The sequence below is a fragment of the Fredinandcohnia onubensis genome, from assembly GCF_002734215.1.
Lineage (GTDB): Bacteria > Bacillota > Bacilli > Bacillales > Bacillaceae_L > Ferdinandcohnia > Ferdinandcohnia onubensis.
In genome coordinates this window covers 1-13862 of record NZ_NSEB01000007.1, presented here as the reverse complement: position 1 = coordinate 13862, position 13862 = coordinate 1, and the positions used below count along the sequence as shown (strand labels likewise).

Below are 13862 nucleotides of genomic sequence, written 5' to 3'. Positions count from 1 at the left end.
TAGGGACGAATGGTTTCCGCGTTGCCACCCTAGTTATTTTACCCATATAGGTAAAATCTCTCGTTTCCTTGTAACGTAAGGAATGCGTCTTAGCCTACTTCATTTTTCAGCAAAGATGCTCAGGAGTCCATTCCATATGCTCCACTATCTGTTCACACCAACCACAGACTCTCTGAAAGAGGTAACGACCTCTTAATTAATGTCCACATATGTACTACTCTTCTTCATAGCCCGTTATTAATATTATTTTTATTATAATCTTTTCCTCATGAAATGCAAGTATTCTCGCTAAAATCTTAAGGCCCATATGCGCATAAGATAGTACGTTTTGAAACAACATAAGTAGCGTATATCTTTTGAAACAAAAAAAGGAAATTACATATTGGGAGGTCATCTATTTGAAAAAAATATCGAGGCTATTAAGCATACTTTTTGCAAGTATTCTTGTTCTATCAGCCTGTGGGACATTTGATAATGGAAATGAGGAAGGAGGAGGAGCAGAGGGGAAAGGTCCAAAGCAAGAACTACGAATCAATATAAGTTCTGAACCACCAACTTTACACCCTGGTCTGGCAACTGACTCCACTTCAGGTGTAGTTCTCAACCATGCTTTTGAAGGTTTAACTCGCATTAATAAAAATGGAGAAGCTGAAGAGGCTATGGCGGAAAAGATTGATGTTTCAGAGGATGGAAAAACCTATACTTTTACAATCCGTGATGCCAAATGGTCGAATGGTGATCCTGTTACGGCTCACGATTTTGAATATGCTTGGAAGTGGGTATTGGTTCCTGCAAATCAATCAGACTATGCGTCACAAATATACAATTATATTGAAGGCGCAAAGGACGCGTACGATACCCCAGATATCTCGATTGAGAAAATGGAGAATGTGGGAATAAAAGCGATTGATGATAAAACTCTCGAAGTAAAACTAACGAATCCGACAGCTTATTTCTTAGAATTAACAGCTTTTTATACCTATTACCCTGTTAATAGTAAAATTGCGAAGGATAATCCTGACTGGGCGAATCGGGTAGATGAATCATATGTCTCAAATGGACCTTTTGTCATTGCGGATAAATCATCGACCATTACTCTTGAAAAGAACAAAGACTATTGGGATGCAGATTCAGTGAAACTCGAAAAAATTACAATGGACATGATTAACGATCCGAATACTGAATACCAAAGCTTCAAAAAGGGTGAACTTGATTGGGCTGGTGCACCAACATCATCATTGCCAACAGATGTTATTCCAACTTTAGAAAAAGAAGGCACTTTACAAAAGAGCCCGATTGCGGGTACGTATTGGTTTAAATTTAATATTAATAAAGAGCCGTTTCAAAATGAAAATCTTCGAAAAGCTCTAAGTTATTCAATCAATCGTAAAGCAATTGTTGAAAATGTTACCCAGGGTGGACAAATTCCAGCGATGGCTCTCGTTCCGTCTGCCATCCTGAAGGAAAATGAGAAAGGCTATTTCAAGGATAATGATGTGGATGCTGCAAAGGAACATTTACAAAAGGCTTTAGATGAACTTGGCTTATCAGACGTTTCTGAACTTCCAGAGATTGCTTTATCCTATAATACCTCAGAAGGCCATCAAAAGGTTGCCCAAGCCATTCAAGATATGTGGAGAAAGGCTTTAGGGATTGAAGTAACTCTTAATAATGCTGAGTGGAATGTGTATCTAGATAATATTGACCAAGGAAATTTCCAAATTGGTCGTGCAGGCTGGTTGGCTGATTTCAACGATCCTGTAAACTTCCTTGAAATCTTTACAGTACCACAAGGAAATAACGATACAGGCTGGACAAATGAAACATTTAATAATCTTTTGGCACAAGCCGCAAAAGAAACTGATAAAGAAAAGCGACTCGGTCTTTTAAAAGATGCCGAAAAATTGGTACTCGATGAAATGCCAATTGCACCAATCTATTTTTATACAAACAACTGGGTTCAAAATGACAACTTAAAAGGAGTCGTTATTTCTCCATTAGGAGATGTTCAATACAAGTGGGCTTATTTTGAGTAATCGCAAACTAGGAAATCACCAATAAGAACAAAAAAGTAAGGTATATAGTTGGCCTATATACCTTGCTTTTTGAAAACCATGTGTGATTGCAATGGGAGGTGTACGAAGTGGCAAAATATATAATTAAGAGATTAATCTATATGATCGTTTCGCTTATCTTGATTGTTACCGCCACATTTTTCTTAATGCAAGCAGCTCCGGGAGGTCCCTTTACAAAGGAGAAGGATGTCCCTCCAGAGATTGAAGCAGCTCTAAATGCCCATTACGGCTTAGATCAGCCATTGTATAAGCAGTATTTTGATTATTTATATGATGTGGCAAGATGGGATTTTGGCCCATCCTTTAAATATAAAGCAATGACCGTTAATGAAATCATCAATAATGGATTTCCGATTTCTCTCTTTTTAGGGATTGAGGCTATTCTAATTGCGATTGCTTTTGGTGTTGTTTTAGGTGTGATTGCTGCTCTTTATCATAACAAATGGCAAGACTATTCAGCTATGATTATTGCTGTTTTTGGTATATCTGTTCCAAGCTTTATTTTAGCTACGGTTTTACAATATATATTCGCCATTAAGCTTGACCTATTTCCAGTTGCGAGGTGGGAATCATTTATGCATACCATATTACCTGCAATTGCATTATCATCCTCACCAATGGCCTTTATAGCGCGATTAACACGTTCAAGTATGCTTGAGGTACTAAGTAACGATTACATAAAAACTGCTCGAGCAAAAGGATTAACGAAAGGTACAATCACCATGAAGCATACGATTCGAAATGCAATGCTACCTGTTGTTTCATATATGGGGCCTTTAACGGCTGGGATCTTAACAGGTAGTTTTGTTATCGAAAAAATCTTTGGAATACCTGGATTAGGGGACGAATTTGTAACGAGTATCACCAATCGCGATTACACCGTGATTATGGGAGTTACTGTCTTTTATAGTATCTTACTCTTAATTTCTGTTCTCCTTGTTGATATTTTGTACGGATTTATTGATCCTCGCATTAAGCTAACTGGTGCGAAGAAAGGAGAGTAACTTATGCAGAATATTCCAAAGGAAATGTTTGCACCAGCAACAATTAACGAGAATGAAGCTGAAAAGATTTCCAAACCTAGTTTATCATTTTGGAAGGATGTCACCTCTAGATTTAAAAAAAATAAACTGGCAATAGTAGGTATTGTTCTTTTAGTTCTCCTATTATTCATGGCGATTTTTGGACCAATGATGACGGAATTTGATTATCGGACAACAGACCTTGCCCATGCGAATGAGGCACCATCTAGTGTGCATTGGTTTGGAACAGATGAATTGGGTAGAGATGTTTTCACAAGGACGTGGGAAGGTGCGAGAATCTCTTTATTTATAGGACTAGCAGCTGCAATTATTGACCTTGTGATTGGTGTATTATGGGGTGGCATATCAGGTTATATGGGCGGTAGAGTTGATGAATTCATGATGAGAGTCGCTGACATTTTATATGGCGTCCCATATTTGCTTTTGGTCATTTTACTTATGGTTATTCTCGAACAAGGGTTAGGGACAATGATTCTTGCAATGACGATTACTGGATGGATCAACATGGCAAGAATTGTAAGGGGACAAGTTCTTCAATTAAAATATCAGGAATATGTACTTGCCGCACAAACCCTTGGAGCTGATGTTAAAAGAATTATGTTCAAACATTTGATACCTAATTCAATGGGACCCATTTTGGTAACTATGACGTTAACAATCCCGAATGCAATCTTCACTGAATCTTTTCTAAGTTATCTTGGATTAGGTGTTCAAGTTCCACTTGCCAGCTGGGGAACAATGGCCTCTGAGGGACTACCTGCATTTGAATATTATCCATGGCGCTTGTTTTTCCCTGCTACCTTAATCTGTATCACAATTTTTGCTTTTAACGTAATTGGAGATGGAATGCGTGACGCACTAGACCCAAGGCTGCGCAAGTAAGGGAGTGAGTAAATGGAAAAGTTATTGGAAGTTAAAGACCTTGAAGTCTCTTTTCAAACCTATGCTGGTGAAGTCAAAGCAGTTCGCGGTGTGAATTTTGATTTGTATAAAGGTGAAACACTTGCGATTGTTGGCGAATCAGGGTCAGGGAAAAGTGTAACCTCACAAACAATCATGAAGCTTATTCCAATGCCACCTGGAAAAATTAGCAATGGTCAAATTCTTTTTGATGGTGAAGATCTTGTTCCAAAAACCAATAAGGAAATGGAAAAGATTCGTGGGAAGGATATCGGAATGATCTTTCAGGACCCAATGACCTCCCTCAACCCAACGATGAAGGTTGGTATGCAGATTATGGAGGTTTTGATTAAGCATCAAAATATGTCTAAGGGAAATGCAAAGGACCGTGCAATTGAGCTTCTTCGCCTTGTTGGAATCCCTAGCCCAGAGAAGAGAGTCAATCAATATCCACATGAATTTAGTGGGGGGATGAGACAACGTGCGATGATTGCCATTGCGTTAGCCTCTAACCCGAAATTATTGATTGCAGACGAACCTACCACAGCATTGGATGTTACAATACAAGCGCAAATTTTAGAATTAATGAAGGACCTCCAAAAAAAAATGGAAACCTCCATTATTTTTATCACCCATGATTTAGGTGTGGTTGCCAATGTGGCAGATCGAGTAGCGGTCATGTATGCTGGGAAAATCGTTGAGACGGGTACAGTGGATGAAATTTTCTATAATCCTAAGCATCCTTATACTTGGGGATTATTATCGTCAATGCCAAGTTTAGATAGTGATGAAAAAACAGAGCTTATGGCAATTCCCGGTTCACCACCCGATCTGACAAATCCTCCAAAAGGGGATGCTTTTGCGCCGAGAAACCGGTATGCAATGAAAATTGACTTTGAAAAGGAACCACCCATGTTTAAAGTTTCTGAGACACATTATGCTGCGACTTGGCTTCTTCACCCTGATGCTCCTAAAGTGGAACCACCTGAAGCTGTAAAGCGACGTATGAAAAATTTCTCATCCGATAAGCTTAGGAAAGGATGATGAATGAAATGGCTGAAAAACAAAAATTAGTAGAAATTAAAAATTTAAAGCAATATTTTAATGTTGGAAAACCAAATATGGTCAAAGCTGTCGATGGAATTACCTTTGATATTTACAAAGGTGAGACACTTGGTCTGGTTGGAGAGTCTGGTTGTGGTAAATCAACCACTGGAAGGACCATTATACGATTATACAATGCCACAGGTGGAGAGGTTTTTTTCAATGGAGAGAATGTTCATGGAAGAAAATCGCGTAAGGAATTGAAAAAGTTTAACCGGAAAATGCAAATGATTTTTCAAGATCCATATGCTTCACTAAACCCAAGAATGACCGTAGCTGATATAATCGCAGAAGGAATCGATATTCACGGGCTCGCAAAAAATAATGCGGAGCGTATGGAACAGGTTTATTCATTACTTGAAACAGTAGGGCTTAACCGTGAGCATGCGAATCGGTATCCACATGAATTCTCTGGAGGACAACGTCAACGGATTGGTATTGCGCGTGCCCTTGCGGTAAAACCAGATTTTATTATTGCTGATGAACCTATTTCTGCATTAGATGTTTCCATTCAAGCTCAAGTTGTAAACCTAATGAAAAAGCTCCAAGAAGATAAAGGCTTGACTTACTTATTTATTGCGCATGATTTGTCGATGGTAAAATATATTAGTGACAGAATTGGTGTAATGTATTTCGGAAAAATTGTTGAACTTGCCGATGCCAGTGATCTATATGCAAACCCAATACATCCCTACACAAAATCTTTGTTGTCTGCTATTCCATTGCCAGATCCAAACTATGAACGAAATCGAAAAAGAATCAAATATGACCCGAAAGAACATGGATATTCAGATAACGAAGAAGTCAAACTACGTGAGATTCGACCCGGACATCTCGTCGCTTGCTCGGAAAAAGAATATCAAGAATATAAATCGCAATACAGTTAAATGGCCTATTAAAGGGCCATTTTTTTTTTGAGTAGATTTACCACTAATATCGGTAAGGTTTATAAGAACACTAAAATATATAGACAAAACTGCTCATACAATTGAATAAATACCTTATTTATTAAGAATTTTGTCTATATTTGTATTATTTTCTGGATGATTCATTTAAAATGACTATAGAGATTGGAAAGGAAGGAGGACGCTATGAAAAAGCTTATATCTTTATTTGGGGTAATGATTATAGTTGTATTCGGTACTTTCTTTGTTACTCAAACAAGCTCTGCAGAAAATGAAAATTTTGCAATGGAGTCACATCCAACGAGTAAATTGGTTATGCCTAAAAAGGAATTACCTGAGTTGGTTTCGCGTTTCGAATTTAATTCTGGCTTTCAATTTGAATATCCTGATGCCATAAGAGGGGTATACGTAACTGCCCATTCAGCAGGTGGTGACCGTTTTTCACAACTTGTCCAATTAATCGATAATACGGACCTTAATGCCATGGTTATTGATGTTAAGGACGACTTTGGATATCTAACCTACGTACCCCCACAAGGCTCAAACCATCAGAAAATTAGTAAGGATTATATCAAAGACCCAACAGCAATGCTTAAAAAACTTGAAGAAAAGCAGATTTATCCAATCGCGAGAGTTGTTGTATTTAAGGATTCCGTATTAGCGCAGCAACGCCCAGAATTATCGTTTAAAGATGGGGATAAAGTATGGAAGAATGGGCGTGGAGAAGCTTTTGTTAATCCGTTTTTAAAAGAAGTTTGGGACCATAATGTAGGAATCGCAATTGAAGCAGCAAAACTTGGGTTCCAAGAGATTCAATTTGATTATGTCCGCTTTCCAGAGGGGTTTGAAAGACGAGATAGTTCATTAACCTATAGTATGGGTGAGTATGAAAAAGTGGATCTTGACAACGTCCAAAAGAGAGTCGCCGCTGTTACGGATTTTGTGGCATATGCAAAAGAAAAATTAGAGCCATATAACGTAAAGGTTTCTGTTGATATTTTCGGATATACCGCAACATTACCTGAAGCACCAGGTATTGGTCAAAATTTTACGAAGATATCAGAGCATGTTGACGTCATTTCATCTATGATTTACCCGAGTCACTGGACATCTTATTTTGGAATTCCCCGTCCAGACTTAGAACCGTATCGATTGGTATCTGAATATGCAAAGGTTGAAAATCATAAGCTAAACCAAATTGAAAATAGACCTGTTTCAAGACCTTGGCTTCAAGACTTCACAGCAAGCTGGCTTGGAAAAGGCAATTATACGGTTTATGGAAAAAATGAAATTGAAGCCCAAATAAAAGGATTGCAAGACCAAGGCATTCATGAATTCCTACTTTGGAACGCTGGGAATAGCTACACAAAAGGTGTAGACTATACACCATAAAAAAGCTGGCACAACTCACTGTGCCAGCTTATCTTATTTATTTTTTCCGTCCACCAACGTTTTTCCAACCAGCTTTTACATTTAAATCTCGGGTTACAATATCAGAACCGGATTTACCTCCAAAAACTTTTTCCCCAACGCCATTCGCGATAACACCCATCAAAGCAGTAATACCGATGACTAAAATAGCAATTAGACCTAAATCCATTATGTAGCTTGCCATGAATATCCCCCTTAATGAAAACGCTTCTTTACTTCTATTCTATTCCAAGTTTAGTTTTAAAGAAAGAGGGAATATCTAAATTTAGAAACAAAACCAAAACATTGCATACACTAAGGATGTCCTATCAAAGTACAAGGAGCAGATGTATGAACTGGTATGAGAAACTAAATCAGTATTTTCCAATTGAAGAAATGAAATCAAAAGAGCATATGGAAACCCTCTTGAAAGAAAAAGGAGATATTTATCATAAAGACGAAGGACCCTATCATGTCCTTATGTATGTTGAACTTGACCATTTTATTTTTATCGACTATCTCTTCGTTTCAAAAGAATCCCGTGGGCAAGGGCTTGGCCACAAACTTCTTGAAAAATTAAAGAAAAAAGGAAAGCCGATTATTCTTGAAGTGGAACCCGTCAATTATGAAGACTCGGATACTGAAAAAAGGTTAAAGTTCTATAAGAGAGAAGGTTTTGAACACGCAACTTCTATCGGTTATGAACGTAAATCGTTAGCAACAAATGAGCTTAATCAAATGGAAATTCTATATTGGTCTCCAACGAACGGGTCCGAAGAACTTATTTACAAAGCGATGAGAAAAACGTACGATGAGATTCACAAGTACAAAGATAAAGAATTTTATGGGGATTCCTACCAAGATGTCAATGAAGTATTATCATTTAACAGTAAGAATGATAATCGTGATATCCTAAGAGATGTGTAAATTTAATAGCAATAGCAGCTGTATTTCCTATTGCTTTTCTTTTAGAACCGCACGAGAATCAACATGTTAATCAATCTAAAGTTTTCTTCAAAATTGTCTATCTTTCTCAGAAAATTTAAGGTATAATAATTAAAGAAATTACTTAATTAAATTAATTTTAATTTAGCATAAACTTCCATGACCAATCATGCTGATTGTTAAGTAATAATCTACTTTTTAAGGGAGTGATAAGTTAATGGTTACTCTTTATACTTCTCCAAGCTGTACTTCATGCCGTAAAGCGAAGTCATGGTTAGAGGAAAATCAAATTCCATATCAAGAAAGAAATATTATTTCTGATTCTCTTTCAATCGAAGAGATTAAAGAAATTTTACGTATGACGGAAGATGGAACAGACGAGATCATCTCAACTCGTTCTAAAGTATTCCAAAAACTAAATGTGAATCTTGAGACAATGCCTCTTCAAGATTTATACAAATTAATTCAAGAAAACCCTGGTCTTCTTCGCCGACCAATTATCATCGATGAGAAGAGACTTCAGGTTGGATACAATGAGGACGAAATTCGTAGGTTTTTACCAAGAAGAGTTCGTACCTTCCAATTGAAAGAAGCACAACGCTTAGTAAACTAACAACAAGAAACTTCTACTGTTCATCTGTAGAAGTTTTTTTATTTATTAGGACATATTTCTCGTTTTCTTTTGTGTTTCGTATTATAATGATACGTAAAACAGTAACTTCCCGAAAAAACTTAACCGCATTCATGATAAATTTCAATAAAAACCGGGCAATATCACTGTTTTTTACGAATTACTCTTTTTTATTTCCATTCTCATATCTTTTAACATAAAATGAAGTACAAGATATAGACTTTTTTCTTTAGGATAGGTTATTCTGCAACCAATATGGGAAAAGTGAATAAAAGAGCATCTGGCTCGGGGGTATAACGTCCCTTCAAAATCTGAGCAAAGAAGGGAGAGGTTCTGTAATGGAAATCGAAAGAATCAACGAACATACAGTAAAATTCTATATTTCATATAATGACATAGAGCAACGCGGATTTGAACGTGAAGAAATATGGTATAACCGGGAACGAAGCGAAGAGCTCTTCTGGGAAATGATGGATGAAATTCATCAAGAAGAAGAATTCACGATTGATGGTCCACTATGGATCCAAGTCCAGGCGTTAGAAAAAGGGTTAGAGGTACTTGTAACACGCGCACAGCTATCAAAAGATGGGAATAAATATGAACTTCCTGTTGGTGACGATAAGATTCCAGTAGATGAAAAGATTGAATCTTTACTGGATCAGCAATTTCATTCTAAGTATGAAGAAAATGATTTTGTTGAGGAATTTGAGGAAGAAAACTTCCAATTTCTAATTCGCTTTAATGATTTTGAAGATGTTATTTCTCTTGCACACCGGATTCAACTAGATGGATTGAACAATTCCTTGTACTCGTTTGAAAATAAGTACTACTTATTTATTGAATTTAACGAGGAGCTCTACACTGAGGATGAACTGGAGAATATGCTCAGCATAGTCTTAGAGTATGGGAATGAGTCAGCACTGTCTATTCATAGAATTGAAGAGTATGGTAAAAAGATAATCAATGAGAATGCATTAACTGAGATGGTCAAATACTTCTCACTATAAGTAAAAGTCGATTTCATTTTTTGGAATCGGCTTTTTTTATGTAAAAAATTCGAAATTTTGTAATTGTACATGCACGGGTATCTATGCTATTTTTAAGGAGCAGTAAATTAGAAGTAAGGAGATGACATGAGTGTTTGTTGCATTACGTGAAAATGGAGAATATATTTCATTAGCAGAAAATTGGAAGCGCTCTGATTTACTTAAACTTCGTAGCAATGAGAACTTTCTTTGTCCAGCATGTCATAGTAAAGTTCAGTTAAAAGCGGGGATGAAGAAAACACATCATTTCGCCCATTTAAAAGGAGTAGAATGCAGTGTTAAAACGGAGCCAGAGTCTGAGTACCATCTAGAAGGCAAGCGGCAGCTCTATCGCTGGTTTCAAGCACAAGGCTATAAAGTCCAGCTAGAACCATTTTTACCGGAAATTTCCCAACGCCCTGACCTATTAGTGACCACAGAAGACAAACGGTATGCAATCGAGTACCAATGTTCCCAAATTGATTACCCCTTGTTTAAGAAAAGATCAGACTCTTATAAGAACAAAGGTATCGTACCTATTTGGATTTTAGGTGCAAAATGGTTTAAACGACAGTCCACCTACTCAGTTCGACTTTCACCCTTTCAATGGCTTTTTGCAACCTCTTTTAATCAACCATTCCAGCCTAGCATTCTCTACTACTGCCCAGATACCTCTACATTTATAAAACTATCCAACCTTCAACCTTTTACAACAAGTGAAACCTTTTGTACCATTCAATTCCATAAAGAAAATGTGCATTCCTTTCCAAAGCTACTCGTACCTAACCACACTACGATTACCTTACAAAGTTTGTGGGTAAGAAAAAAACATAAATGGAGAGCAAGTTATTCCATATACTCATCTAATCATATCGCATCATTTTTATCTTTCCTCTATCAAAACCGAATACCTCCAGCTCATTTGCCAGCTGAAGCTGGTTTGCCTGTCCGCTCAGCCTATTGGTTCCATACACCACCGATGATTTGGCAAATGTGGATGGTATTAGATTTATTGCTTCCACTACGTGTAGGGGATACTTTCTTTTTTTCAAAGGTCATGGAGGTGATATCTAAGCGAATTGCTTCAAAACATATAACAGTCAGACATCTGCCGTTGATTTTTCATACCCAATATTCGCTTGCGGTTGAGGAATACCTGCATTTGCTCGTGAAAGCTGGGAAACTAAAAAAACTTACACAGACTAAGTATCAAAAAACAAGGGAATTTCAAATACCGGTTAATTTGGAGGATGCTTATAACATGGATGAAGCCCTTTCGAAAAGTTTGGAAAGTGTTGGAAAGAATGAAGAAGTTGGAATGGTAAAACCTAATATTGGTGGAGGACTGAATTCAAAAAACTTGAACTTTTTCTTCTAAAAAAGGAGATAGTCAATAGGATATCGAATACTTTTTAAAGAATAGGAAATAGGAGGTTTATAAAATGGCTGAACAATCAACTGTAAAGAAGCTCCCGAATCGTAATGAGATTGCTGAGCAGGATACTTGGAGATTAGAAGATATTTTTGCATCAGATGTAGATTGGGAAAAAGAATTTCAAGAAATAAAAGAGATGATCCCTGGAATTGAAGCATTCCAAGGAAAACTCGGCGAATCTGCGGATCAGCTATATGAAGCGTTAACTTATCAAGATGCAATTTCCTTACGAATAGGAAAACTCTATACATATGCACATATGCGTAATGACCAAGATACATCTAATTCGTTTTATCAGGGTTTATATGATCGTGCAACTAATTTGTATACACAGGTTGGAAGTGCGCTCGCTTTTATCGTGCCGGAAATTCTATCAGTCGACGAAGATAAAATTAAATCCTTTTTAGCTGAAAAAGAAGAGTTGAAGGTATACGAGCATGCATTGAACGATATTAATCGTGAACGACCACATGTTTTATCCGCAAAAGAAGAAGCCTTGCTTGCACAAGCTTATGAAGTAATGGACTCTTCAAGCAACACATTTGGAATGCTAAATAATGCTGACCTAACGTTCCCGACTATTAAAGATGAGAACGGTGAAGAGGTAGAGATTACACATGGTCGTTATATTCGATTCCTTGAAAGCTCTGATCCACGTGTAAGAGAAGAAGCTTTTAAAGCGGTTTATGACACGTACGGAAAGTTCAAAAATACCTTTGGTAGCACATTAAGTGGTACTGTAAAGAAAGATAATTTTAATGCTCGTATTCGTAATTATAAATCAGCTCGCGAGGCAGCTCTAAGCAGCAATAATATTCCAGAAACGGTATATGATAATCTTGTAAATACAATTAATGAAAATCTGCCTCTTTTACATCGTTACGTGGACTTACGTAAAAAAGCATTAGGTGTAGATGAGTTGCATATGTATGACCTCTACACTCCATTAGTGAAAGACGTGAAAATGGAAGTTTCTTATGCGGAAGCAAAGGATTATATCCTTAAGGGGCTTGCTCCACTTGGTGAGGATTATATTAATGTTCTAAAAGAAGGCTTTGATAATCGATGGGTTGATGTTCAAGAAAACAAAGGCAAGCGAAGCGGAGCGTATTCATCTGGTGCATATGGTACAAATCCATATATCCTGATGAACTGGCAAGACAATGTGAACAATCTGTTTACGCTAGCTCATGAATTTGGTCACTCTGTACACAGTTACTACACAAGAAACAATCAACCATACACATATGGAAATTATTCGATCTTTGTAGCAGAGGTTGCGTCTACTTGTAATGAGGCACTGTTAGGAGATTACTTATTAAAAACGATTGATGATGACCAAAAGCGATTATATCTTTTAAATCATCAGCTTGAAGGCTTTAGAGGAACTGTATTCCGTCAGACGATGTTTGCAGAATTTGAACATATGATTCATATGAAAGCCCAGGAGGGAGTAGCATTAACACCAGATCTGTTCACTGAAATGTACTATGAGTTAAATAAGAAATACTTTGGTACAAATATTGTGGTAGATGAGGAAATCGGCTTAGAGTGGTCTCGAATTCCGCATTTCTACTATAATTATTACGTATACCAGTATGCAACAGGCTATAGTGCTGCAACTGCTTTAAGTAAGCAAATTTTAGAAGAGGGCAACCCTGCTGTTGAACGATATATTAACAACTTCCTTAAAGCGGGAAGCTCTAATTATCCAATCGAAGTACTTAAAAGTGCAGGCGTGGACATGAATTCAGCAGAGCCGATTAAAGAAGCATGTAAAGTATTCGAAGCAACACTAACTGAAATGGAAAAATTATTAGAGAAGCAATAAGAAATGCGCAAGGTGCACACTTAACGGCTTAGACCAGAGAGCCGGTGGAGCCTGGACCTAGAACAATAAAAAGAGGAGGGCATCTATTTGGATGCCCTCTTATTAGTGAAAACCCCTAAATCGATTTCGGTGATTATAAATAACAAGTGTCACGAGTAATGAAAGAAATAAAAGAGGGGTCGTAATGTAAAGGGGAATTAATTTCATCAATCCTAATATGTTTAGTCCAAAGGTGAGAATGATCATAACCACCCCGATTATCAGTCCAATTTTCCTCATAATTACGTCCTCCTTACAAGTGAATGTAAGTATCTATTTTAATATCTATGTCCAAGCTTGCGTTTTAAGAATAGGGAATTTGACAACTTTGTGAAAAAATGTACAAATAGTTGAAAATGGTTATCAATCTTGCTATTATGTATTCAAGAAGTAATCACACAAACAACACCCCTTTGTTTGAAGTGAGATTTCTCCCATCCCCTTTATTGAAATAGAAAAAAGACTTGGACAAATGATCCAAGTCTTTTTTGTGTGCGCCCGGCATGGGTGCAGTCTATA

13 protein-coding genes and 1 other annotated feature (1 of these 14 running past the window's edge) are annotated in these 13862 nt (G+C 37.1%); of the genes, 11 read left to right on the top strand and 2 right to left on the bottom strand.

From position 1 onward, the window contains the following. Nucleotides 1-237 (bottom strand) — a binding site (T-box leader) (it extends 2 nt beyond the left edge of the window). A 161-nt stretch (nucleotides 238-398) separates the two neighbouring features. The 6 genes from CKK03_RS09195 (at nucleotide 399) to CKK03_RS09170 (ending at nucleotide 7419) form a co-directional block, all read left to right on the top strand. Then, complete coding sequence (locus CKK03_RS09195; RefSeq protein WP_180271208.1) at nucleotides 399-2036, top strand: peptide ABC transporter substrate-binding protein; 1638 nt, start codon at nucleotides 399-401, stop codon at nucleotides 2034-2036. A gap of 107 nt (nucleotides 2037-2143) precedes the next feature. Then, the gene (locus CKK03_RS09190) at nucleotides 2144-3079 is read left to right on the top strand and encodes an ABC transporter permease (RefSeq protein ID WP_099362299.1); all 936 of its coding nucleotides are present in this window, start codon (nucleotides 2144-2146) and stop codon (nucleotides 3077-3079) included. Between the two features lie 3 nt (nucleotides 3080-3082). Further along, on the top strand, nucleotides 3083-4000 hold the full coding sequence (locus CKK03_RS09185; protein ID WP_099354202.1) for an ABC transporter permease: 918 nt from the start codon (nucleotides 3083-3085) through the stop codon (nucleotides 3998-4000). Nucleotides 4001-4012: 12 nt separating this feature from the next. After that, nucleotides 4013-5062 carry an ABC transporter ATP-binding protein gene (locus CKK03_RS09180; RefSeq protein ID WP_099362298.1) on the top strand — a complete coding sequence of 350 codons (1050 nt, stop codon included), beginning with the start codon at nucleotides 4013-4015 and terminating at the stop codon, nucleotides 5060-5062. Nucleotides 5063-5070: 8 nt separating this feature from the next. Then, nucleotides 5071-6009 carry an ABC transporter ATP-binding protein gene (locus CKK03_RS09175; RefSeq protein ID WP_099362605.1) on the top strand — a complete coding sequence of 313 codons (939 nt, stop codon included), beginning with the start codon at nucleotides 5071-5073 and terminating at the stop codon, nucleotides 6007-6009. 204 nt (nucleotides 6010-6213) lie between these two features. Continuing rightward, complete coding sequence (locus tag CKK03_RS09170; protein WP_099362297.1) at nucleotides 6214-7419, top strand: putative glycoside hydrolase; 1206 nt, start codon at nucleotides 6214-6216, stop codon at nucleotides 7417-7419. A 37-nt stretch (nucleotides 7420-7456) separates the two neighbouring features. Here the strand turns inward: CKK03_RS09170 and CKK03_RS09165 are convergent, their stop codons facing one another. After that, the gene (locus tag CKK03_RS09165) at nucleotides 7457-7642 is read right to left on the bottom strand and encodes a hypothetical protein (RefSeq protein ID WP_099362296.1); all 186 of its coding nucleotides are present in this window, start codon (nucleotides 7640-7642) and stop codon (nucleotides 7457-7459) included. Between the two features lie 146 nt (nucleotides 7643-7788). Here CKK03_RS09165 and CKK03_RS09160 point away from each other — a divergent pair, with 146 nt between their 5' ends. The 5 genes from CKK03_RS09160 to pepF all read left to right on the top strand — a co-directional run bounded on the left by CKK03_RS09160 (nucleotide 7789) and on the right by pepF (nucleotide 13304). Then, nucleotides 7789-8364: a GNAT family N-acetyltransferase gene (locus tag CKK03_RS09160; protein WP_099362295.1), complete on the top strand. Its 576-nt coding sequence runs from the start codon at nucleotides 7789-7791 to the stop codon at nucleotides 8362-8364. A 235-nt stretch (nucleotides 8365-8599) separates the two neighbouring features. Further along, on the top strand, nucleotides 8600-8995 hold the full coding sequence (gene spxA, locus CKK03_RS09155; protein WP_099362294.1) for a transcriptional regulator SpxA: 396 nt from the start codon (nucleotides 8600-8602) through the stop codon (nucleotides 8993-8995). 356 nt (nucleotides 8996-9351) lie between these two features. Further along, complete coding sequence (gene mecA / locus CKK03_RS09150; protein ID WP_099362293.1) at nucleotides 9352-10020, top strand: adaptor protein MecA; 669 nt, start codon at nucleotides 9352-9354, stop codon at nucleotides 10018-10020. Nucleotides 10021-10150: 130 nt separating this feature from the next. Then, complete coding sequence (locus tag CKK03_RS09145) at nucleotides 10151-11416, top strand: competence protein CoiA (RefSeq protein WP_099362292.1); 1266 nt, start codon at nucleotides 10151-10153, stop codon at nucleotides 11414-11416. A 64-nt stretch (nucleotides 11417-11480) separates the two neighbouring features. Then, nucleotides 11481-13304 (top strand): oligoendopeptidase F, encoded by a 1824-nt coding sequence (gene pepF / locus CKK03_RS09140; protein WP_099362291.1) that lies wholly within the window; start codon nucleotides 11481-11483, stop codon nucleotides 13302-13304. A gap of 102 nt (nucleotides 13305-13406) precedes the next feature. On the opposite strand, the gene CKK03_RS23980 is transcribed toward pepF, so the two are convergent. Beyond that, entirely contained in the window at nucleotides 13407-13583 is a 177-nt protein-coding gene (locus CKK03_RS23980; RefSeq protein WP_245864076.1) for a hypothetical protein, read from the bottom strand. Nucleotides 13584-13862: the final 279 nt, after the last annotated feature.

Bases quoted from the DNA above. Each gene is read 5' to 3' on its own strand.
- CKK03_RS09180 (WP_099362298.1), top strand. From the start codon at position 4,013: ATGGAAAAGTTATTGGAAGTTAAAGACCTTGAAGTCTCTTTTCAAACC.
- CKK03_RS09165 (WP_099362296.1), bottom strand. From the start codon at position 7,642: ATGGCAAGCTACATAATGGATTTAGGTCTAATTGCTATTTTAGTCATC.
- CKK03_RS09185 (WP_099354202.1), top strand. From the start codon at position 3,083: ATGCAGAATATTCCAAAGGAAATGTTTGCACCAGCAACAATTAACGAG.
- CKK03_RS09170 (WP_099362297.1), top strand. From the start codon at position 6,214: ATGAAAAAGCTTATATCTTTATTTGGGGTAATGATTATAGTTGTATTC.
- CKK03_RS09175 (WP_099362605.1), top strand. From the start codon at position 5,071: ATGGCTGAAAAACAAAAATTAGTAGAAATTAAAAATTTAAAGCAATAT.
- pepF (WP_099362291.1), top strand. From the start codon at position 11,481: ATGGCTGAACAATCAACTGTAAAGAAGCTCCCGAATCGTAATGAGATT.
- mecA (WP_099362293.1), top strand. From the start codon at position 9,352: ATGGAAATCGAAAGAATCAACGAACATACAGTAAAATTCTATATTTCA.
- spxA (WP_099362294.1), top strand. From the start codon at position 8,600: ATGGTTACTCTTTATACTTCTCCAAGCTGTACTTCATGCCGTAAAGCG.
- CKK03_RS23980 (WP_245864076.1), bottom strand. From the start codon at position 13,583: ATGAGGAAAATTGGACTGATAATCGGGGTGGTTATGATCATTCTCACC.
- CKK03_RS09160 (WP_099362295.1), top strand. From the start codon at position 7,789: ATGAACTGGTATGAGAAACTAAATCAGTATTTTCCAATTGAAGAAATG.